This is a genomic window from Streptomyces sp. NPDC058632 (genome assembly GCF_042717095.1).
Taxonomy (GTDB): Bacteria; Actinomycetota; Actinomycetes; order Streptomycetales; family Streptomycetaceae; genus Streptomyces.
This window is the reverse complement of the sequence record NZ_JBHXQZ010000091.1, coordinates 12520-32714: the sequence shown is the minus strand read 5'-3', so window position 1 is coordinate 32714 and position 20195 is coordinate 12520. Positions and strand designations below refer to the sequence as shown.

The 20195-nt window shown below is 71.6% G+C and carries 17 protein-coding genes; 1 reads left to right on the top strand and 16 read right to left on the bottom strand.

All coding sequences use genetic code 11. The features are described 5' to 3' along the window. Positions 1 to 36 precede the first annotated feature (36 nt). The 16 genes from der to ACFWVE_RS28090 form a co-directional block, all read right to left on the bottom strand. The gene (gene der, locus ACFWVE_RS28165) at positions 37 to 1515 is read right to left on the bottom strand and encodes a ribosome biogenesis GTPase Der (RefSeq protein ID WP_384019659.1); all 1479 of its coding nucleotides are present in this window, start codon (positions 1513 to 1515) and stop codon (positions 37 to 39) included. A gap of 75 nt (positions 1516 to 1590) precedes the next feature. Beyond that, positions 1591 to 2238, bottom strand: coding sequence for a lysophospholipid acyltransferase family protein (locus ACFWVE_RS28160; protein ID WP_384019656.1), 648 nt, complete (start codon positions 2236 to 2238; stop codon positions 1591 to 1593). Continuing rightward, positions 2235 to 2915 (bottom strand): (d)CMP kinase, encoded by a 681-nt coding sequence (gene cmk, locus ACFWVE_RS28155; RefSeq protein ID WP_384019654.1) that lies wholly within the window; start codon positions 2913 to 2915, stop codon positions 2235 to 2237. Before cmk ends, ACFWVE_RS28160 begins: the two co-directional genes overlap by 4 nt. Before the next feature lie 153 nt (positions 2916 to 3068). Next, on the bottom strand, positions 3069 to 4154 hold the full coding sequence (locus tag ACFWVE_RS28150) for a prephenate dehydrogenase (RefSeq protein WP_384019651.1): 1086 nt from the start codon (positions 4152 to 4154) through the stop codon (positions 3069 to 3071). After that, a complete protein-coding gene (gene aroH, locus ACFWVE_RS28145; protein WP_332426404.1) occupies positions 4151 to 4513 on the bottom strand; it encodes a chorismate mutase in 363 nt (120 codons plus the stop codon). The genes ACFWVE_RS28150 and aroH overlap by 4 nt, the downstream gene beginning before the upstream one ends. Before the next feature lie 523 nt (positions 4514 to 5036). Continuing rightward, positions 5037 to 6068 (bottom strand): ADP-ribosylglycohydrolase family protein, encoded by a 1032-nt coding sequence (locus tag ACFWVE_RS28140; RefSeq protein WP_384019648.1) that lies wholly within the window; start codon positions 6066 to 6068, stop codon positions 5037 to 5039. After that, on the bottom strand, positions 6065 to 6784 hold the full coding sequence (locus ACFWVE_RS28135) for an NUDIX domain-containing protein (protein ID WP_384019668.1): 720 nt from the start codon (positions 6782 to 6784) through the stop codon (positions 6065 to 6067). The genes ACFWVE_RS28140 and ACFWVE_RS28135 overlap by 4 nt, the downstream gene beginning before the upstream one ends. A 61-nt stretch (positions 6785 to 6845) precedes the next feature. Further along, entirely contained in the window at positions 6846 to 7922 is a 1077-nt protein-coding gene (locus tag ACFWVE_RS28130; protein ID WP_384019645.1) for a pseudouridine synthase, read from the bottom strand. Positions 7923 to 7943: 21 nt separating this feature from the next. Next, entirely contained in the window at positions 7944 to 8597 is a 654-nt protein-coding gene (gene scpB, locus ACFWVE_RS28125) for an SMC-Scp complex subunit ScpB (RefSeq protein ID WP_384019642.1), read from the bottom strand. Then, positions 8594 to 9769 carry a segregation and condensation protein A gene (locus ACFWVE_RS28120; RefSeq protein WP_384019639.1) on the bottom strand — a complete coding sequence of 392 codons (1176 nt, stop codon included), beginning with the start codon at positions 9767 to 9769 and terminating at the stop codon, positions 8594 to 8596. The genes scpB and ACFWVE_RS28120 overlap by 4 nt, the downstream gene beginning before the upstream one ends. An 18-nt stretch (positions 9770 to 9787) precedes the next feature. Next, positions 9788 to 10354 (bottom strand): hypothetical protein, encoded by a 567-nt coding sequence (locus ACFWVE_RS28115; protein WP_384019636.1) that lies wholly within the window; start codon positions 10352 to 10354, stop codon positions 9788 to 9790. Beyond that, a complete protein-coding gene (locus tag ACFWVE_RS28110) occupies positions 10339 to 11466 on the bottom strand; it encodes a ParA family protein (protein ID WP_384019633.1) in 1128 nt (375 codons plus the stop codon). The genes ACFWVE_RS28115 and ACFWVE_RS28110 overlap by 16 nt, the downstream gene beginning before the upstream one ends. 449 nt (positions 11467 to 11915) lie before the next feature. Then, positions 11916 to 13040 carry an alanine dehydrogenase gene (gene ald / locus ACFWVE_RS28105; protein ID WP_384019631.1) on the bottom strand — a complete coding sequence of 375 codons (1125 nt, stop codon included), beginning with the start codon at positions 13038 to 13040 and terminating at the stop codon, positions 11916 to 11918. Positions 13041 to 13174: 134 nt separating this feature from the next. Next, positions 13175 to 15232, bottom strand: coding sequence for a tetratricopeptide repeat protein (locus ACFWVE_RS28100; RefSeq protein ID WP_384019629.1), 2058 nt, complete (start codon positions 15230 to 15232; stop codon positions 13175 to 13177). A 172-nt stretch (positions 15233 to 15404) separates the two neighbouring features. After that, entirely contained in the window at positions 15405 to 16040 is a 636-nt protein-coding gene (locus ACFWVE_RS28095; protein WP_384019626.1) for an NUDIX domain-containing protein, read from the bottom strand. A 100-nt stretch (positions 16041 to 16140) separates the two neighbouring features. Then, the gene (locus ACFWVE_RS28090) at positions 16141 to 17787 is read right to left on the bottom strand and encodes a CTP synthase (RefSeq protein ID WP_384019623.1); all 1647 of its coding nucleotides are present in this window, start codon (positions 17785 to 17787) and stop codon (positions 16141 to 16143) included. 536 nt (positions 17788 to 18323) lie between these two features. Between ACFWVE_RS28090 and ACFWVE_RS28085 the strand changes: the two genes are divergently transcribed. Then, on the top strand, positions 18324 to 20126 hold the full coding sequence (locus tag ACFWVE_RS28085; RefSeq protein ID WP_384019620.1) for a glycoside hydrolase family 15 protein: 1803 nt from the start codon (positions 18324 to 18326) through the stop codon (positions 20124 to 20126). Positions 20127 to 20195 lie beyond the last annotated feature (69 nt).

Sequence of the window (20195 nt, the reverse complement as noted above, 5' to 3'; positions counted from 1 at the left end):
GGGACCGCCCCCTCCACCCTGTCTGCCGTCGTTACGTCACTTCTTCTTGCCGCGCTTCTCGCGCACCCGCACCGAGATGTGGATGGGCGTGCCCTCGAAGCTGAACTCCTCGCGCAGCCGGCGCTCGATGAACCGCCGGTAGCCCGCCTCGATGAAGCCGGAGGCGAACAGCACGAACCGCGGCGGCCTGGTGCCCGCCTGCGTGCCGAACAGGATGCGCGGCTGCTTGCCGCCCCGCACGGGGTGCGGGTGGGCGGCGACCAGCTCGCCGAGGAAGGCGTTCAGCCTGCCCGTCGGGACACGGGTCTCCCAGCCCGCCAGGGCCGTCTCGATCGCCGGGACCAGCTTCTCCATGTGGCGTCCGGTACGGGCCGACACGTTCACCCGCGGCGCCCAGGCGACCTGGCCGAGCTCGGTCTCGATCTCCCGCTCCAGGTAGTAGCGGCGCTCCTCGTCGAGGGTGTCCCACTTGTTGAACGCGAGGACGAGCGCGCGCCCCGCCTCGACGGCCATGGTGACGATGCGCTGGTCCTGCACCGAGATGGAGTCGGCGGCGTCGAGGAGGACGACGGCGACCTCGGCCTTCTCGACGGCGGCGGCGGTGCGCAGCGAGGCGTAGTAGTCGGCGCCCTGCTGGAGGTGGACGCGCTTGCGGATACCCGCGGTGTCGACGAACTTCCAGGTCTTTCCGCCCAGCTCGATCAGCTCGTCGACGGGGTCGCGGGTGGTACCGGCGATCTCGTTGACGACGACGCGCTCCTCACCGGCGACCTTGTTCAGCAGTGAGGACTTTCCGACGTTCGGGCGGCCGATCAGGGCGATCCGGCGCGGGCCGCCGACCCCGGTGCCGAAGGTCTGCGCGGGGGCCTCCGGCAGTGCCTCGAGGACCTGGTCCAGCATGTCGCCGGTGCCGCGGCCGTGCAGGGCGGAGACCGGGTGCGGCTCGCCCAGGCCCAGGGCCCACAGGTAGGAGGCGTCGGCCTCGCCGCTCGGGCCGTCCACCTTGTTGGCGCACAGGACGACCGGCTTGCCGGCCTTGCGCAGCAGCCGGACGACGGCCTCGTCGGTGTCGGTCGCGCCCACCTTGGCGTCCACCACGAACACCACGGCGTCGGCCGCCTCGATCGCGTACTCGGCCTGCGCCGCCACGGAGGCGTCGATGCCGAGGACGTCCTGCTCCCAGCCGCCGGTGTCGACGACCTTGAAGCGGCGGCCCGACCATTCGGCCTCGTAGGTGACGCGGTCGCGGGTGACGCCCGGCTTGTCCTCGACGACCGCCTCGCGGCGGCCGATGATGCGGTTCACCAGGGTCGACTTGCCGACATTGGGCCGGCCGACGACGGCGAGCACGGGCAGCGGGCCGTGTCCGGCCGCCTCGATGGCGCCCTCGACGTCCTCGAGGTCGAAGCCCTCCTCCGCGGCGAGCTCCATGAACTCCGCGAACTCGGCGTCGCCGAGCGCCCCGTGCTCGTGCTCGTGCTCGGCCGAGCCGTCGGGCTGGATGTGGTCGTTCATGAAGTCCGTACCTCGTTGTTCATCGTGGTGGTCGGTGGAGCACCCGATTCCGGGCGTTCCACTACTCAGTGTCCGCTAGCGCCCGGTGAGGCGCCTGGCGTTTTCCAGGTGCGCGGTGAGCTGCTTCTGGATGCGCTCGGTCGCCTCGTCCAGCGCCTTGCGGGTACGCCTGCCGCTGCCGTCACCCGCGTCGAACGGGTCGCCGAAGACGACGTCGACGCGGGAGCGCAGCGGGGGCAGCGCCTTTATCAACCGTCCGCCCCGCCCGGAACTTCCCAGGACGGCGACGGGCACGATCGGCGCGCCCCCGCGCAGGGCGAAGTAGGCGAGCCCCGCGCGCAGCGAGGCGAAGTCGCCCTCCCCGCGGGTGCCCTCGGGGAAGATGCCGAGGACGCCGCCCTGCTCCAGGACGCCCAGCGCCCGGGAAATGGCCGTGCGGTCGGTGGTGTTCCGGTCCACCTTCACCTGGCCGACGCCGGTCAGGAACGGGTCGAGCGGCCCGACGAACGCCTCCCGCTTGATCAGGAAGTGCGTCGGCCGGGGCGACACGCCCATGACCATCGGGCCGTCGATGTTGTGGGAGTGGTTCACGGCGAGGAGCACCGGGCCGGCCGCGGGCATCCGCCAGGCACCCAGCACGCGCGGCTTCCAGAAGCCGTACATCAGACCGACGCCGATGCGCCGCCCGACCTCGGCGCCCCGCGCCGACGGGAGCTCGGTCACCGGCCGGCTCGCTTCTCCTCGACGAGGGTGACGACACACTCGATGACCTGGTGCAGGGACAGGTCGGTGGTGTCCACCTCGACCGCGTCGTCCGCCTTGGCCAGCGGGGAGGTCTTGCGGCTGGAGTCGGCCGCGTCCCGCTTGATCAGGGCCTCGCGTGTGGCGTGCAGGTCGGCGCCCTTGAGCTCACCGCTGCGGCGGGCGGCCCGCGCCTCCGGGGAGGCGGTGAGGAAGATCTTCAGGTCGGCGTCGGGCAGCACGGTGGTCCCGATGTCGCGGCCCTCGACGACGATGCCGGTGACGGCGGAGGCGGCGATCGAGCGCTGCAGCTCGGTGATCCGGGTGCGCACCTCGGGGACCGCGCTGACCGCGCTGACCTTGGAGGTGACGTCCTGCTCGCGGATCGGGCCGGCCACGTCGACACCGTCGACCGTGATGGCGGGGCCCTCCGGGTCGGTGCCGGAGACGATCTCGGGCTTGCCGGCCGCGGCGGCTATCGCGGAGGGGTCGGCGGTGTCGATGCCGTTGGTGACCATCCACCAGGTGATCGCCCGGTACTGGGCGCCGGTGTCCAGGTAGCTCAGGCCGAGCTGTGCCGCCACGGCCTTCGACGTGCTCGACTTGCCCGTGCCGGACGGGCCGTCGATGGCGACAATCACTGGCGTGGAGCTTTCCACAGTGGGGACCTTCCTGGACCTGGCTGTCGGGGAGCGGGGCGCGGGACCGCCCCGCACAAGGTTACTGGGTGTGCGTCCCCCGATCGGCCGTGCCCGGGCCCGGCCACCCGTCACCCACCGCACTCACTGCTCGCCGCCGCCGTCCGGCAGGTGTCATTGCCGGATCGACCAGCCCCGCTCCCGCAGCGCCGCGGCGAGCACCGCAGCCGCCTTGGGCTCCACCATGAGCTGCACCAGGCCGGCCTGCTGTCCGGTCGCGTGCTCGATCCGGACGTCCTCGATGTTGACGCCCGCCCGGCCGGCGTCCGCGAAGATGCGCGCCAGCTGGCCCGGCTGGTCGTCGATGAGCACCGCCACGATCTCGTACGCACGCGGGGCCGAGCCGTGCTTGCCCGGGACCCGGACCTGGCCCGCGTTGCCGCGGCGCAGTACGTCCTCGATGCCGGCGCCGCCCTCGCGCCGCTTGTCCTCGTCACCGGACTGCAGCGCGCGCAGGGACCGTACGGTCTCCTCCAGGTCGGCGCCGATGTCGGTGAGCAGGTCGGCGACCGGCCCCGGGTTCGCGGAGAGGATGTCGATCCACATCCGGGGGTCGGAGGCGGCGATCCTGGTCACGTCCCGGATGCCCTGCCCGCACAGCCGTACGGCGGCCTCCTCGGCGTGTTCCAGGCGCGCGGCGACCAGGCCGGCCACCAGGTGCGGCATGTGGGAGACGAGGGCCACGGCACGGTCGTGGGCGTCGGCGTCCATGACGACCGGGACGGCCCTGCAGTGCGAGACCAGCTCGAGGGCGAGGTTCAGCACCTCGGTGTCGGTGTCCCGGGTGGGCGTGAGCACCCAGGGGCGGCCCTCGAAGAGGTCCGCGCCGGCGGCCAGCGGGCCGGACTTCTCACGGCCGGACATGGGGTGCGTACCGATGTACGCCGAGAGGTCGAGGCCCCGCTGCTCCAGTTCACGGCGCGGCCCGCCCTTGACGCTGGCGACGTCGATGTAGCCGCGTGCCACGCCGCGTTCCATGGCGTCGGCGAGCACCCCGGCCACGTGGGCGGGCGGGGCGGCGACGATCGCCAGGTCCACCGGCCCCCCGGGGGCCCCCTCGGTGCCGGCGCCGAGCGCGGCGGCCGTACGGGCCTGCTCCGGGTCGTGGTCGACGAGGTGGACGGTGACGCCCCGCTGGGACAGGGCGAGGGCGGCGGACGTGCCGATCAGTCCGGTACCGATGACGAGTGCGGTTCTCACTGGGCGATGTCCTTGCGCAGGGCCGCCGCGGCGCCCAGGTACACATGGGCGATACCGGCGCGCGGTCGGTCGGACTCGATGTGCGCGAGGATGCGGACGACACGGGGCAGGGCGCCCTCGATGTCCAGTTCCTGGGCGCAGATCAGGGGGACGTCGACGATGCCGAGCTTGCGGGCGGCGGCGGCCGGGAAGTCGCTGTGCAGGTCGGGCGTGGCCGTGAACCAGATGCTGATCAGGTCGTCCGTGGCCAGGTCATTGCGTTCCAGCACGGCGGTGAGCAGTGCGCCGACCTGTTCCTCCATGTGGCCGGCCTCGTCCCGCTCGAGCTGGACGGCGCCCCGGACCGCTCGTACCGCCACGGCGATGCTCCTTGCTGACGTGCTGAATGTGCCGGATGTGCCGGATGCGCCGGAATTGCTGGACGTACGGACGCGCATGTCGGCTGTTCGGTCGTCCAGCCTAGTCAGAACGGGCGGGGCCGGGGTCCGGTGCCCGCACGCCGAGACAGGGGGCGCGGAAATGCCTCGACCCGGCGCAGACCACCCTGAGCCTCTTCCTCCGGAGTGACGACATGGCCGGCACGGCTCCCGCACGACGCGACGCACGGTCCTCCTCGCCACGGGCGCGACAGCGCCGGACGGCTCGGCGGGCCGGGAAGCGGATCGCGGTGGAGCGGGGCGAGGTCCCCCGGTCCGAGGCCGAGGCCCGGACGACCCGGCTGGAGCGGAAGGCCGGTGAGGCGCTGCGCCGTACGACGCTCCCGGCACAGCCCGACCGCCGCCGGGTCGAGGACTTCCTCGTCCGCGTCCGCCGCGCCTCCGCCCTGCGGGCACCGCGGGGGCGATCGCGCAGGGGCCCGCCCGGCCCCTGCCAGGGCCTCCCTCAAGCGTCCCAGAGCGCCCCCAGCGCCAGCAGTTCGTCCCGGTACTCGATGCGGTCGGCCCAGGCGTCCGGCCAGGCGTCGGCGCCGAGGTGGGCGCCCGCGAAGGCACCCGCCAGGCAGGCGATGGAGTCGGAGTCGCCGGAGGTGCAGGCGGCGCGGCGCAGGGCCGTGAGCGGTTCGTCGACGAAGAGCAGGAAGCACAGCAGCCCGGTCGCCAGGGCCTCCTCCGCTGTCCAGCCCTCCCCCGTCGCCAGGCACGGGTCGGTCTCCGGCGAGACGGTGCGCACGGCGCGCCGGAGGCGTTCCAGGACCTCCAGGCACTCGTCCCAGCCGCGCGCGATGAAGTGCTCGGGGCCGGAGCCCCCCGCGCGGGTCCACAGATCGCCGAGCCACGCCTCGTGGTAGCGGGTGCGGTTCTCGTAGGCGTAGGAACGCAACAGGCCGATCAGCCCGGTCGGTTCGGCGCCCTGGGCGAGCAGGCGTACGGCGTGGGCGGTGAGGTCGGAGGCGGCGAGCGCGGTCGGGTGTCCGTGGGTGAGGGCCGACTGCATCTGGGCGGCGCCCGCACACTGTTCGTCGGTCAGCCCGGGAACCAGCCCGAGGGGGGCGACCCGCATGTTGGCGCCGCAGCCCTTGGAGCCCAGCCGGCTGGCGTCCTGCCAGGGGCGGCCCTCCTCGGACAGCAGGTGGCAGGCCTCCAGGCAGGTGTTGCCGGGCGCCCGGTTGTTCTCCGGTGAGCGGTACCAGTCCACGAACTCCTCGCGCACCGGCCGCTCCAGCCACTTCGCAGCGAGGGGTCCCCGGTCCAACGCCGTGCGCAGCCCACGCCCCAGGGCCAGCGTCATCTGGGTGTCGTCGGTGACGATCGCCGGCGTCGGGAGCTCCATCTCACGCCACGGCCCGTACGTGGCGAGGATCGAGGGGACGTCGTTGAACTCGGTGGGAAAACCGAGCGCGTCCCCGAGGGCGAGACCGGTGAGGGCGCCCGTGGCGGCGCGCTTGGTGACGGAGGCGGTGACGGGGGTGGTCATGCGGAACGTCCTTCCGGAGTCGGCCGGAGCAGAGGCGGGTGGAGGGCGGTGGCGAGGCCGGCCCGGTAGAGCGCGGCGGGTTTGCCCCGGCCTCCGGTGAGGCGTGCGGCACCCGGGACCGCTTCGACGAAGCCCGGGGAGGCGAGCACCTTGCGCCGGAAGTTGGGCCGGTCGAGCGTGGTGCCCCACACGGTCTCGTAGACCTGCTGCAACTCGCCGAGGGTGAACTCGGGCGGGCAGAAGGCGGTGGCGAGGCAGGTGTACTCGAGCTGGGCGCCGACGCGGTCGCGGGCGTCGGCCAGGATCCGGTCGTGGTCGAAGGCGAGCGCCCGCGCGGAGCCGTACGGCATCCAGCGGGCCTGTGCCGCGTCGCTGCCGCCGCGCGCCTCGGGCGCGTCGGGCAGCAGCGCGGTGAAGGCGACCGAGACGACCCGCATCCGCGGATCGCGGCCGGGTTCGCTGTAGGTCCGCAACTGCTCCAGATGCAGTCCGGACACGTCCGCCAGCCCGGTCTCCTCGGCGAGTTCGCGCCGGGCGGCGGTCTCCGCCGACTCGTCCGGCTGAACGAACCCGCCCGGCAGCGCCCAGCGGCCCGCGTACGGCTCCTCACCGCGCTCGACGAGCAGGACGTGCAGCACGCCCTCGCGGAGCGTGAGAACAGCGAGGTCGACGGTGACCGCGAAGGGCTCGTAGGCGTACTTGTCGTAGCCGTCCATGACCCGCACCCCCTTTATAGTCACCTTGACTATAAAGGGGGTGCGGGTCGCTCACAAGCCCTTAGAGCTCGACTTCCTGCATCAGCATGCCGACCTCGGTGTTCGACAGCCGGCGCAGCCAGCCCGACTTCTGGTCGCCCAGATTGATCGGCCCGAAGCCGGTGCGCACCAGCTTGTCGACAGGGAAGCCCGCCTCGGCGAGCATGCGGCGCACGATGTGCTTGCGGCCCTCGTGCAGGGTCACCTCGACGAGGTAGTTCTTGCCGGTCTGCTCGACGACACGGAAGTGGTCCGCACGCGCGTAGCCGTCCTCCAGCTGGATGCCGTCCTTCAGCCGCTTGCCCAGATCGCGCGGGATCGGTCCGACGATGTGCGCGAGGTAGGTCTTCCTCACCCCGTACCGCGGGTGGGTCAGCCGGTGCGCCAGCTCACCGTGGTTGGTGAGCAGGATGACGCCCTCGGTCTCGGTGTCGAGCCGGCCGACGTGGAACAGCCGGGTCTCACGGTTGGTGACGTAGTCACCGAGGCACTGACGTCCCTCGGGGTCCTCCATGGTGGAGACGACACCGGCGGGCTTGTTCAGCGAGAAGAACTGGTAGGACTGGGTGGCGACGGTCAGCCCGTCCACCTTGACCTCGTCCTTCTCCGGGTCGACCCGGCGACCCTGCTCCAGCACGATCTCGCCGTTGATCTCGACCCGCGCCTGCTCGATCAGCTCCTCGCAGGCGCGCCGGGAACCGTACCCCGCGCGGGCGAGGACCTTCTGCAGCCGCTCACCCTCCTGCTCGGCGCCCGGGAAGGTCTTCGGGAGCCTGACGTCCTTCTTCTCCGCGTACCGGTCGCGGTTGCGCTCCTCGATCCGCGTCTCGTACTCGCGCGAGCGGCCCGGAACGGTACGGCCCCCGCCGCCCTTCTGCCCGGACCGGGAGCCCTGGGAGGAGCCGCCGGACGGCTTGGCGCCGGTGCGGCCGGACTTCGGGCCCTCCTTGGTGGCCCCGGGTCCCACGTCGTAGCGGCGCTCCTCGGGGCGGGGCTTGCGGGGGCGCCCCTGCTCCTGCTTCTGGTCCCTGTTGCCGCCGGAACCGCGGGGGTTACCGCGTCCGCCGCTCTTGCCGCTGCCGCTGCCGCTGCTTCGCATCACATTTCCGTCGTTGTCGTTTTAGGCGTGTTCGTCGGATGGACCGTCGTCCGGGTCCGGGGCGTCCGGATCGAACGACGGTACGGCTTCCTGGGTCTCGGCCTCGATCGCCTCCGCCTCGGGGAGGAAGGGCGCGAGCTCCGGGAGCTCGTCCAGACCGCGCAGGCCCATCCGCTCCAGGAAGTAGTTCGTCGTCGTGTACAGGATCGCACCTGTTTCGGGTTCCGTGCCCGCCTCCTCGACCAGACCGCGCTGCAGGAGGGTGCGCATGACCCCGTCACAGTTCACTCCGCGCACGGCGGAGACCCTGCTGCGGCTGACCGGCTGGCGGTAGGCGACCACGGCGAGGGTCTCCAGGGCGGCCTGGGTGAGCCGGGCCTGCTGGCCGTCCAGGACGAAGCCCTCGACGGCCGCGGCGTACTCGGGACGGCTGTAGAAACGCCAGCCGCCGGCGACGAGCCGCAGCTCGAAGCCGCGTCCCTGGACGGTGTACTCGTCGGCCAGCGCGCGGAGCGCGTCCGCGACCTGCCGCTTGGGCCGCTCCAGGATCTTCGCCAGGTGCTCCTCGGTCACGGGCTCGTCCACGACCATGAGAACCGCCTCCAGCGCGGGCCTGAGGCCGAGGTCCGCGACGGTGTGCGGCCCTGCGGGAACACCGGCTGTGTCCTCACTCACGTCCTGCTCGCCCCTCTCTTCTCCTGCGGCTCCTTCGGCGGCTCTTCCGGTGGCTCCGGCGGTCGGTCGAACTCGTCGGTGACCGTGGGGGCGGCATCCCCGTCACCACCGGTCCAGCGCACGGTCAGCTCGCCGAGCGCGGTCTCCTGGTCGAGGGCGACGGCCTTCTCCCGGTACAGCTCCAGGAGCGCGAGGAACCGGGCGACGACGGTCAGCGTGTCGTCCGTGTCCTCGGTCAGGGCCCGGAAACTGGCCTCGCCGAGCTCCCTCAGCCGCGCGACCACGATCCCGGCCTGCTCCTGCACGCTGACCAGCGGCGCGTGGATGTGGTCGACGTACACCTGCGGTTTGGGCCTGGGCTGCATCGCCTTGACGGCGAGCTTCGCGAACCCCTCCGCGCCGATGCTGATGACGACCTCGGGCAGCAGCTCGGCGTGCCGCGGCTCGAGCCCCACCGTACGGGGGTGGCGCCGGGCCTCCTCGTCCAGCCGCCGGCTGAAGATCTCCGCGATCCGCTTGTACGCGCGGTACTGGAGCAGGCGGGCGAACAGCAGGTCCCGTGCCTCCAGCAGGGCCAGGTCCGCCTCGTCCTCCACCTCGGCGGCGGGCAGCAGGCGGGCCGCCTTGAGATCGAGCAGCGTGGCCGCGACGACCAGGAACTCGGTCGTCTCGTCCAGGTCCCAGTCCGGTCCCAGCGCCCGGATGTACGCCATGAACTCGTCGGTCACCTTGGACAGCGCGACCTCGGTGACGTCCAGCTTGTGCTTCGAGATCAGCTGAAGCAGCAGGTCGAAAGGTCCTTCGAAGTTCGACAACCGGACCTTGAACCGGCCGTCGTCCTTCTCCTCGGCCGCTTCGGCTCCGTCGGCCGGTGCGGGAGCCCGGGTCGGCGCGGAAGCCGGGGTCCGTGCGGCAGCCGGAGCCTGAACCGCGGCGGGAGGCACGGCCGCAGGCCCCGCCTCCTCCGCTCGCGGTTCCTCCGCAGGCACCATCGCGCGCTCGGTGCCGGCCGCCGCCTTCCCCTCCGTATCAGCGGGGTCAGCGTGGCGCGCCTCCACTCCCGCGTCCACGGGGTGCGGGGCCGGCGGCGCCGCGCCCGGTCCCCGCCCCAGCGCGCGACGGCGGCCGGGCTGCGGGCCGCGGCCGGTGGCGGGGGTGTCGTTCGAGGTCATGGCCTCCGCAGGCTACCGCTACCGTCCACGCAGGCGTCGTACGAGGATGCTGGCGTCTCCGCGGGATTCCAGGTCGGCGAGGACCACGGCGACCGCCTCGCGGACGATCCTGCCCCGGTCGACGGCCAGTCCGTGCTCGCCCCGGAGCACCAGACGGGCGTGCTCGAGGTCCATGAGCTCCTCGGCGGACACGTACACCGTGATCTTCTCGTCGTGCCGCTCGCGGCCGCTGGGCCGCCGGGCCGCCGCTCTTCCGCGCTTGCGCGGGGCCGTCTCCGCGGCCGGCCCCTCCGGCGCCCCCTGCCGTCGCGCGGAGCGTTCCGGCGCGGCGCGGCTGCGGGACTCGCCCGTTTCGGCCGGCTCCGCGTCCGTGGCGACGTGCTCGGCGCCCTCTCCGTCACCGCCCTGCGCGGGCACCGACTGCGGAGTGTCCTCCTGGGCCGCGGCCGCGTCGCCCTCCCCCGCGGGAGCGGGGACCCGGGCCTCACCGCCCGCCTGGCGCCTGGGCGTGGATGCCTGGAGCGCCATACCCCCTGTCGTACGGAAGAGTTCGTCGGCCCCCGGCAGACTCACTCGGCGTGACACCGGGCGAGCACCTCCCTGGCAAGCTGGCGATAGGCTGCGGCACCGACGGAGTTGGACGCGTACGTGGTGATCGGCTCGCCGGCGACGGTGGTCTCCGGGAAGCGGACCGTACGCCCGATGACCGTGTGGTAGACGTGGTCGTCGAAGGCCTCGACGACCCGCGCGAGCACCTCACGGCTGTGCACCGTGCGCGAGTCGTACATCGTGGCGAGGATCCCGTCGAGCTCCAGCTCGGGGTTGAGCCGCTCCTGGACCTTCTCGATGGTCTCGGTCAGCAGGGCCACACCGCGCAGCGCGAAGAACTCGCACTCCAGCGGCACGATCACCTTGTGCGCGGCCGTCAGCGCGTTGACCGTGAGCAGGCCGAGCGAGGGCTGACAGTCGATCACGATGTAGTCGTAGTCGTCCAGGAGCGGCTTCAGCGCGCGCTGCAGGGTCGACTCGCGGGCGACCTCGGAGACCAGCTGGACCTCGGCCGCCGACAGGTCGATGTTGCTGGGCAGCAGGTCCATGTTGGGGACCGCCGTCTTCAGCAGCACCTCGTCGGCCGCCATGCCCCGCTCCATGAGCAGGTTGTAGACGGTGAGGTCGAGTTCCATCGGGTTGACGCCGAGTCCGACCGACAGAGCGCCCTGCGGGTCGAAGTCGACGAGCAGCACCCGGCGTCCGTACTCCGCGAGCGCGGCACCCAGGTTGATGGTCGACGTGGTCTTGCCGACGCCGCCCTTCTGGTTGCACATCGCGATGATCTTCGCGGGGCCGTGGTCGGTCAGCGGGCCCGGGATGGGGAAGTACGGCAGCGGGCGTCCGGTCGGGCCGACGCGCTCACGGCGCTGACGGGCCGCGTCGGGCGCGAGGGTGGCCGCGTACTCGGGATCCGGCTCGTACTCGGCGTCGGGATCGTAGAAGTGCCCCTCGGGCAGTTCGTCGTAGTCGGCGAATTGGTTGTGGGGCGCGCCACTTCCGTCGCCGGCCATGGCGTTCACGTGATGGCCATCCATGCTCTGGTGTGCAGTGGGAGTCGCCTGCTGGATCTGATGGGCTGCGAAGGTGCGCACGGCGACGGAGCCGACAGGAGCGAACCCCGCGGAACCCCGGTCCCGTGCAGTCATTCCTGGGTGACCACCCCCGGGAGTAAATGTCGACTCATTCACAAGTCGTCTTACCTCCTTGGCGACCAGGAAACTTCTAGACAGGTCAGCGTGGCATCATGCCGACGGTTGGCGACTCTATGGCGTGTCGGCGGTCCGCAGCAACACAATCCGCCGGACCCGGCTCGATGTGTCGACAATGAAACATCCCTCTGTCAAGGGCGTACGACCGTCGTACGGCAGGTTTCACCGGTGTGCGAATCGGCGGAAGGGTGACGTTCGAGGCGAGTCGCCCCGGATTCGTGAAGTGACCATACACACATCTCGTCGCGCCCGACGGGCAAGGTGGGTCCGGGTGCGCGCCGTTGACGAACGAAGTTGACGTATCTCCTTCGGTGAGCGGCGACTTGGTCGACTTAACGCCCGGAAGACACTTCCGGGCGTCGGGTCGGGGCGGGTGGCGCGGCCGGTCAGCCGAGCAGCTCGGCGAGTTCGACGTGGTCCAGGCCGTGCGCTTCGGCGACCTCCTGGTAGACGACCTTGCCGTCATGCGTGTTGAGGCCCTTGGCGAGGGCGGGGTCGCGGCGCAGCGCCTCCACCCAGCCGCGGTTCGCGAGTTCGACGATGTACGGCAGCGTGGCGTTGGTGAGCGCGTAGGTGGAGGTGTTGGGCACGGCGCCGGGCATGTTGGCGACGCAGTAGAAGACCGATTCGTGGACCGTGAAGACCGGCTCGGCGTGCGTGGTCGGGTGGGAGTCCTCGAAGCAGCCGCCCTGGTCGATCGCGATGTCGACAAGGACACTGCCGCTCTTCATCCGCGAGACGAGGTCGTTGGTGACCAGCTTCGGCGCCTTGGCGCCGGGGATCAGCACCGCGCCGATGACGAGGTCGGCCTCGAGGCAGGCCTTCTCCAGCTCGAAGGCGTTGGAGACGACCGTCTGGATCTTCGTGCCGAAGACCCGGTCCGCCTCCCGGAGCTTGTTGATGTCCTTGTCGAGCAGGGTCACGTGGAAGCCCATGCCGACGGCGATCTGCGCGGCGCTCCAGCCGGAGACGCCTCCGCCGATGACGACGGCACGGCCGGCCGGCACGCCGGGGACCCCGCCGGGCAGCACGCCGCGGCCGCCGCCGGCCCGCATCAGGTGGTAGGCGCCGACCTGGGCGGACAGCCGGCCCGCGACCTCGGACATCGGGGCGAGCAGCGGCAGCGCGCGGCCGGGCAGCTCGACGGTCTCGTAGGCGATGGCGGTGGTGCCGGAGGCCAGGAGGGCGTCCGTGCACTCCCTGGAGGCGGCCAGGTGCAGGTAGGTGAAGAGCGTCTGGTCCTTGCGCAGCCGGCGGTACTCCTCGGCGACGGGCTCCTTGACCTTCAGCAGCAGATCGGCGGCGGCCCACACCTCGTCGGCGGTGTCCAGTATCCGCCCGCCCGCGGCGATGTACTCGCCGTCCGGGATCGAGGAGCCCACGCCGGCGCCGCGCTCGATGACGACCTGGTGGCCGTGGCGCACCAGCTCGTGCACGCCGGCCGGGGTGATGGCCACCCGGAACTCGTTGTTCTTGACTTCGCGGGGGATGCCGACCTTCACGTCGATCACGGTCCTTGGTTCGGAGGGTATGAGGTATTCCTACACATACCCGGGCACACGCGTGCACACCGGGAGAGACCGCAGAGACGGTGCGGCAAGGCCATCTTAATGAAGGTGTTCCCGCTGTACAGCCTTACAAAGCATCAATCTTCCGCAGGGAGGCTGCGGATTTCGTAGGTGTCGCCTGAGTGTTTCGGGTCGGTTCCAAGCTCCTGGGCCTCTTCTTCCAGCATCCGCTCCGCCGAGCTCCGGTGCAGCGCGGCCGACGCGGGGTCGCCGAGATGGCCGAAGGTGTCGGCGAGCCGCAGGTGCAGCGCGGCCTGCAGCCGGGTGTCCTCGGCCCGCCGGGCCCACTCCACCGCCTCCCGGCAGGTACGCAGCGACTCCTCGGGGCGGCCGGCGTACTCCTGGACCCGGGCCAGTTCGCTCAACGCCCGCGCCTGGGCGGCCACATCACCGTTCTTGCGGTGCCCGGCGACCGCCGCCCGCCAGTTCCGCAGCGCCTCGCCGTAGCGGCCGGCATAGGTGTGGGCGGCGGCGATCCGGCCGTACAGGCGGGCGGCGTCCGCGCGCTCTCCCCGGGCGAGCCGCTCGGCCAGGGCCCGGCCGAACCAGTCGGCGGCCCGGTCGAAGTCACCGAGCTCCAGATGGGCGCCCCCCACGGATTCCGTCGCGCGGCCGGTCGCGTAGGAATCGTTCGCCGCGCGGCCGGCGTCCAGCGCGGCCCGGTACCGCGCCAGCGCGTCGGCCGTGCGGCCGGTACGGGCGTCGAGGTCGCCGAGGTTCAGCAGGGCCGCGGCCTGCTCGCGGGGCAGTCTCCGGCGCTCGGCCACATCGAGAACCAGGTGGTGGATGCCGTAGAGGTCGCCGGCGGCGGTCTGGGTGCCGAAGTGGGCCACCATGGCGCGCACCAGTTGGGACATGAGACGGCGGGCCAGGGTGTCCAGCGTCCCGTCGGCGACCGCGAGGCGGGCCGAGGCCAGCAGGGCGGGCCGGCGGACGCGCAGCCAGTCGGCGGCGTCGCGGGGGCTGGAAAAGCGCAGGGAACTCGGCGTCCCGAGGAGTTTCTCGCGTGCCTGGGGGCTGTCGGTCTCGGTGATGGCCCTGCACGACTGGAGCAGCCGCACGGTCCGCTCCAGCATGCGGGCGCGGGCCAGCTGGAGCTCACCGGGCCGCTCGTGGGCCTCGGCGAGGCCCTTCAGCAGGGGGTGCAGGCAGCCGGGCACCTCGTACTGCGGCAGCGAGGTCCCCACGGGGTGCAGCAGGCCCACGGAGACGAAGTCGTCCAGGGTGGCGCGCGCGCTGCTCACCGTGCAGCCGGCGAGCGCGGAGGCGGTGTGCGGGTCGGCCAGGCCGGCCGGGGCGAGGCTCAGCAGACGCAGTATCCGGGCGGTGGGGGCGGGCAGCGCGTCGTGGACCAGCCGGAGGACACGGCCGGTCGCGGTGCCCTCGCCCGCCCCGGCGTGCAGGTGCCGGGCGAGGTCGGCGACGGCGGCCTTGGGCCGGGCGGCGAGCCAGCCGCCGGCGAGGACCAGGGCGGCGGGCTCCCCCTGGCACTGCTCGGCCAGGTCCTCCGCGGCCCGCGGGTCGACGGTGATGCGGACCGAGCCGGCGATCCGGGACAGCAGTTCCACGCCGGACTTGGTGTCGAGGCCGCCGAGGGTGCAGGGGCGGACGTCACTGATGCCGGTCAGCGGCCCCTGGGAGACAGCGACCAGCAGGCACTGGGGGTTGTCCGGCAGCAGGGCGTCGACCTGCTCGGCGTCGGCCGCGTCGTCCAGCAGGAGCAGCGTCCGGCGGCCGGCCAGGGCGGTCCGCAGCGCCTCGACGAGATCGTCCTCGGCGGCGCCGGCCGGGGCGGGCACCTCGAGCCCGTCGAGCAGCTCCCGCGCGGAGCGCTCGACGGGCACGCGCGTGCCGTCGGTCTCGCTGAGCCGGGCGCGCAGCACTCCGTCGGGGTAGCGGTCGGCGACCTGGCGGACGAGTTCCTCACCGAGCGTCGTCCGGCCGGATCCGGGTCGGCCGGCGATGAGCAGCACACGGGCGCGGGGGGCCTTGCGGCCGGAGAGGGTGTCGAGTCCGGCGCGCTCGATGTCGGCCCGGAGTTCCTTCAACTCCCGGGTGCGGCCCAGGAATCGGGCCTCCATGGAACCGTCCGGGGAGAGCCGCACACCGTCTGTGTCCACCGCCTGATCCGTCACGGGCCACACTCCCGTCCCACCGCACGCGCAAGCCCGCCGGGACTCCGGATCGGGCGTTTTTCAGAGCCTAGTTCACGCTCTGCTACGTTCCGTGTGGAGCACGGCGGATGCGTCCCTCGATCGGATCAGCCGATGGTCACATCGCGAGAGGTGTGCCGGGGGCCGGGGTGGTTCAGGCGTCGAACGGACGGGCAGGCCACGGCGCCCCGGCCGGACGCAGCGCGTCGAGCCCGTCGTGGTCCCGCGCGGCGACGAGCGACAGCACGCCCACCACCAGGCAGTTGTTGTGCAGTTCGCCGGCCAGCACCCCGCGGACCAGGTCCGCGACGGGCACCCTGGCCAGTTCCATGTCCGCCTCTTCGTCCTCGACCTCGAAGCGGTCGCCCTCGGCCTCGGACAGGCCCCGGGCCAGGAAGATCCGTACGGCCTCGTCGCAGCCGCCGGCGGTGGTGTAGACGTCGGTCAGCACCCTCCAGTCCTCGGCCTTGACGTGCGCCTCCTCGTGCAGCTCCCGCTGGGCGGCGTGCAGCGGGTTCTCGCCGGGGACGTCGAGCAGGCCGGCCGGGATCTCCCACAGCTTGTGGCGCACGGGGTGGCGGTACTGGCGCAGTACCAGGACACGGTCGGCGTCGTCGAGGGCGAGGACGGCGACGGACCCGGGGTGGACCTGGTAGTCGCGGTGGACCACGGTCCCGTCGGGCATGACCACGTCGTCGGTGCGCACGGAGGTCTTGTTGCCGACGAAGGGGGTCCTGGTCGCCCGGACCTCCCACTCCTCCGGGGTGTCCTTGATCGTCGTTCCGGTCATTGCGGTCCTTCCCAGACGTACAGGCGTACGGGCGCGCGGCGGCGGCCGGGGCGCGCCCCGATTGAGGGTTTCGCGCCCCGGCAACCGTACAACCGGTGTGCTACTTCGAGATCTTCCGCTCGACCGCGGCCTTGACGAGGCCCGCGAACAGCGGGTGCGGACGCGTCGGACGCGAGCGCAGCTCCGGGTGCGCCTGGGTCGCGACCAGGTACGGGTGGACCTCGCGCGGGTACTCGACGTACTCGACGAGCTTGCCGTCCGGGGAGGTGCCGGAGAAGACGATGCCGGCCTTCTTCTCCAGCTCCGCGCGGTAGGCGTTGTTCACCTCGTAGCGGTGCCGGTGGCGCTCCTCGACGTACTCCTTGCCGTCGTACACCTCGCGCACGATCGAGCCCTCGGCCAGCTTGGCCGGGTACATGCCGAGCCGCATCGTGCCGCCCATGTCGCCGTCACCGGCGACGATGTCGAGCTGTTCGGCCATGGTGGAGATGACCGGGTGGGAGGTGGCCGGGTCGAACTCGGTGGAGTTGGCGTCGGAGATGTCCGCGAGGTTGCGGGCCGCGTCGATCACGATGCACTGCAGGCCGAGACAGAGACCGAGCAGCGGAATCCGGTTCTCGCGCGCGTAGCGGATCGCGCCGACCTTGCCGAGCACCCCGCGGTCCCCGAAGCCGCCGGGGATGCAGATGGCGTCGACGTTCCCGAGCTGTGCCTGGGCGCCGGCCGCGGTCTTGCAGTCGTCGGAGGTGACCCACTTGATCTTCACCCGGGCCCGGTTGGCGAAGCCGCCCGCGCGCAGCGCCTCGGTGACCGAGAGGTAGGCGTCGGGCAGGTCGATGTACTTGCCGACCAGGGCGAGGGTGATCTCGTGGGCGGGGTTGTGGACCCGGTCGAGCAGGTCGTCCCAGGTCGTCCAGTCCACGTCCCGGAAGGGCAGGTCCAGCTTGCGCACGACGTAGGCGTCCAGGCCCTCGGTGTGCAGGACCTTGGGGATGTCGTAGATCGAGCGGGCGTCGGGGCAGGCGACCACGGCGGCCTCGTCGACGTCGCACATCAGCGAGATCTTCCGCTTGATCGCGGTCGGCACCTCGCGGTCGCAGCGCAACACGATCGCGTCCGGCTGGATACCGATGTTGCGCAGCGCCGCGACCGAGTGCTGCGTGGGCTTCGTCTTCAGCTCACCCGAGGGACCGATGTAGGGCAGGAGCGAGATATGGACGACGAACACGTTGTCGCGGCCGACCTCGTGCCGCACCTGGCGGACGGTCTCCAGGAACGGCAGCGACTCGATGTCGCCGACCGTGCCGCCGACCTCGGTGATCACGACGTCGACCTCGTCCGTCGCCATGCGGCGGATGCGGTGCTTGATCTCGTTGGTGATGTGCGGGATGACCTGCACGGTGTCGCCCAGGTACTCGCCGCGCCGCTCCTTGGCGATCACGGTGGAGTAGACCTGGCCCGTGGTGACGTTGGCGGAACCGTCCAGGTCGCGGTCGAGGAAGCGCTCGTAGTGCCCGATGTCCAGGTCGGTCTCGGCACCGTCGTTGGTGACGAAGACCTCACCGTGCTGGAAGGGGTTCATCGTGCCCGGGTCGACGTTGAGATACGGGTCGAGCTTCTGCATGACGACACGCAGACCGCGGGCCTTGAGCAGCATGCCGAGGCTGGAGGCCGTCAGACCCTTGCCGAGCGAGGAGGCGACACCCCCGGTGACGAAGATGTGCTTGGTCGTCGTGGATTTTGGCATGGCCAAGAGGGGGCTCCCGTGGTCGCGGTCTGGGGGTGCGGGGCGGCTGTCCGCCGGAAAACTCCGACGGCGCCGTCGCTGCGGTTCGGGGGTGCCCTTTTCGGATTTCCCCTCCGGGAAGGGGCCCACCGGTCCACGGGCTACCAGCGTATCAGCGCTGCGGGGCGATGCCGTCCGGGCACGCTCCGTACATGCGCGGGCACATCTCCGTGACCTGTTACAGGTCTCTCACCTCTTGCTCACCCGTTCGGCGGATGTGCGTTGCCCGGAGCGGCACACAGACCGTCTACGTGCGTCGTATCCTGCTCGGACACCCGCTGCCGAGCCCGGCCGGCCGAACGGCACCACCCCCGCCCGTCACACCGGAACAACGCAAGCTCGTCAGTTCGTTGAACAACAATGGGCGCTTTGCATTCGCGGCTGAGTGACTGCTTTGCTTCATCACTCAACGACGCATGACATATCTGACCAACCCCTTAACCGCACCAGCGACAAGCCCCTAGTGGGGTGACGTGGCCGTTCGACTGGAGTTGCACGTGGCCGGGCGCATCGAAGATTACGCACTCATCGGAGACATGCAGACCGCTGCCCTGGTCTGCCGGGACGGCACAGTCGACTGGCTGTGCCTGCCCCGCTTCGACTCGCACGCCATCTTCGCCGGCCTGCTGGGCACCGAAGATCACGGCTTCTGGCGGATCGGCCCGGCGCACTCCCCCGACGCCCCGCCGCCGGCCGCGACCCGGCGCCGCTACCGCGGCGACTCGCTGATCCTGGAGTCCGAGTGGGACACCGGGCGCGGCACGGTCCGGGTGACCGATTTCATGCCCCCGCGCGACGGCGCGCCGCAGCTCATCCGCATCGTGGAGGGCGTCTCGGGCCGCGTGCCGATGCGCTCCACCCTCCGGATGCGTTTCTCCTACGGCCGGGTGGTGCCGTGGGTGCACAAGCATGAGGGGCGCACGGTCGCCGTCGCGGGGCCGGACTCGGTGTGGTTCGACACACCCGCCGACACGTACGGCAAGTCGCTGACGACCTACTCGGACTTCACGGTGGCACCGGGTGACCGGATCGCGTTCACGGTGTCGTGGCAGCCCTCGCACAAGGAGCCGCCTGCGCTGCCGGAGCCGGAGCAGTCGCTGGAGGCGACGGAGGACTTCTGGCGTGAGTGGGTGGAGCACTGTACGTACCACGGCCCCTACCGCGAGGCCGTGGTCCGTTCCCTGATCACGCTGAAGGCCCTCACCTACGCCCCGACCGGCGGCATCGTCGCCGCGCCCACCACCTCCCTGCCGGAGGACATCGGCGGCGTCCGCAACTGGGACTACCGCTACACCTGGCTGCGGGACGCGGCGATCACCCTGTCCTCGCTGCTGCGCACCGGTTATCGCGAGGAGGCCCGCGCCTGGCGCGAGTGGCTGCTGCGCGCGGTGGCGGGCGACCCGGAGAACCTGCAGATCATGTACGGCATCGCCGGTGAGCGCGAGCTCGGCGAGGCGGAGCTGGACTGGCTGCCCGGCTACGAGAACTCGGCCCCGGTCCGGGTGGGCAACGGCGCGGCGCACCAGCTCCAGCTGGATGTGTACGGCGAGGTCACCGAGGCCCTGCACCTGGCCCACATGACGGGTCTGGCCCGCAACGACTACGCGTCCCTGCTCCAGCTGAAGCTGATCCGCTACCTGGAGAAGCACTGGCAGGAGCCGGACGAGGGCATCTGGGAGGTCCGCGGCCCGCGCCGGCACTTCGTGCACTCCAAGGTGATGGCGTGGGTCGCCGTCGACCGCACCATCAAGCTCATCGAGTCCGGCGACGCGGACGGCCCCCTGGAGCGGTGGAAGGGGCTGCGCGACGACATCCACCGGGACGTGTGCGAGAGGGGCTATGACAAGGAACGCAACACGTTCACGCAGTCGTACGGCTCGAGGGAGCTGGACGCCTCGCTGCTGCTGATCCCGCAGATGGGTTTCCTGCCGCCGGACGACAAGCGGGTGATCGGCACCATCGAGGCGATCCAGCGCGAGCTGTCCACACCGGACGGCTTCATCCTGCGCTACCCGACGGAGGGTGCGGACGAAGGCGTCGACGGACTGCCGGGCGACGAGGGCGCGTTCCTCGCCTGCTCGTTCTGGATGGCCGACGACCTGGCGATGATCGGCCGGGTGGACGAGGCCCGCAGGCTGTTCGAGAAGCTGCTCTCCCTGCGCAACGACCTGGGCCTGCTCGCCGAGGAGTGGGACCCGGTCGGGCAGCGTCAGGTCGGCAACTTCCCGCAGGCCTTCAGCCACGTCCCCCTCATCGACACGGCCCTGCGTCTGACGGCCTCGGGCGCGTACGGGGGCTGAGCCTGTCGGGCGCGGGCGCGGGTTCGAGTTTGGGTTCGAGCCCGCGCCCGCGGTTTCAGCTCGTCAGAT

Excerpts from the sequence above, each read along its gene's own strand:
- der (WP_384019659.1), bottom strand. The coding sequence starts at position 1,515 with ATGAACGACCACATCCAGCCCGACGGCTCGGCCGAGCACGAGCACGAG.
- ACFWVE_RS28140 (WP_384019648.1), bottom strand. The coding sequence starts at position 6,068 with ATGACCACCCCCGTCACCGCCTCCGTCACCAAGCGCGCCGCCACGGGC.
- ACFWVE_RS28135 (WP_384019668.1), bottom strand. The coding sequence starts at position 6,784 with ATGGACGGCTACGACAAGTACGCCTACGAGCCCTTCGCGGTCACCGTC.
- ACFWVE_RS28130 (WP_384019645.1), bottom strand. The coding sequence starts at position 7,922 with ATGCGAAGCAGCGGCAGCGGCAGCGGCAAGAGCGGCGGACGCGGTAAC.
- ACFWVE_RS28120 (WP_384019639.1), bottom strand. The coding sequence starts at position 9,769 with ATGACCTCGAACGACACCCCCGCCACCGGCCGCGGCCCGCAGCCCGGC.
- ACFWVE_RS28110 (WP_384019633.1), bottom strand. The coding sequence starts at position 11,466 with ATGACTGCACGGGACCGGGGTTCCGCGGGGTTCGCTCCTGTCGGCTCC.
- ACFWVE_RS28095 (WP_384019626.1), bottom strand. The coding sequence starts at position 16,040 with ATGACCGGAACGACGATCAAGGACACCCCGGAGGAGTGGGAGGTCCGG.
- ACFWVE_RS28090 (WP_384019623.1), bottom strand. The coding sequence starts at position 17,787 with ATGCCAAAATCCACGACGACCAAGCACATCTTCGTCACCGGGGGTGTC.